This is a genomic window from Collinsella sp. LCP19S3_B7, assembly GCF_052121795.1.
Classification (GTDB): Bacteria; Actinomycetota; Coriobacteriia; order Coriobacteriales; family Coriobacteriaceae; genus Collinsella.
In genome coordinates this window covers 1-804 of the sequence record NZ_JBQKDO010000042.1, presented here as the reverse complement: position 1 = coordinate 804, position 804 = coordinate 1, and the positions used below count along the sequence as shown (strand labels likewise).

The following is an 804-nucleotide window of genomic DNA, read 5'->3' as shown; positions in this document are numbered from 1 at the left end:
CTCCGCCGTGGTCGACGGCGGCATGACGAAGGCCGAGGCGATGGCGGCGTTCGGCATAATGTCGATGTCGCCGCTCAAGAGATGGTGCGCGCTCTACCGCCGGGGCGGCGCCGAGGCGCTCAGGCCCAGGCCCAAGGGCCGGCCAAGCGGTTCCAAGGCGAGGCCGCGCACGCGCGAGCAGGAGCTCGAAGAGCGCTGCCGAAGGCTCGAGACCGAGGTGGCCTACCTAAAAAAATTGCGTGCCCTGGTCGAGAGGGACGGACTCTGACCAGGGCGAAGGTCGAGGCCGTGAGCGCCCTGCGCGAAGAGGGGTACGGGCTGGGGTGCCTGCTGGAGTGCGCCGGCCTGGCGAGGTCGAGCTACTACTACGCGCTGTCGCACCCGAAGGCTCCCACCAGGCCCGAGCTCTGGGAGGCCGCCGCCGAGATATTCTCGCGCACGGCCAACGGGTGCGGCCACAGGCAGATCGCCATGTGCCTGCGCGCCGAGCAGGGCGTGCGCATAGCCTACAAGACCGTGCTGAAGATGATGCGCGAGATGGGCATCAGCTGCGGGATCCGCCGCGAGACCGACTACCACAGGTACAACTCGTACAGGGGCAAGGTCGGAAAGACCTTCGAGAACGTCATCGGGCGCGACTTCGCCGCCGACGGGCCGTGGGAAAAGATGGGCACCGACGTCACCGAGTTCAAACAGCCCTGGGGCAAGGCCTACTTCGCGCCGGTCTACGACTTCGGCAGCAAGGAGATCGTCGCCTGGTCCACGTCGCTGCACCCCAACATGGCTCAGCAGCACGAGCTGCTC

2 protein-coding genes are annotated in these 804 nt (G+C 67.4%); both read left to right on the top strand.

Translation table 11 applies throughout. From position 1 onward, the window contains the following. On the top strand, positions 1-268 hold a 268-nt coding region (locus ACTQW0_RS08495), incomplete at its 5' end, for a helix-turn-helix domain-containing protein (RefSeq protein WP_441567780.1). Between the two features lie 20 nt (positions 269-288). Beyond that, the coding region (locus ACTQW0_RS08490; protein ID WP_441550012.1) for an IS3 family transposase at positions 289-804 on the top strand (516 nt) is incomplete at its 3' end.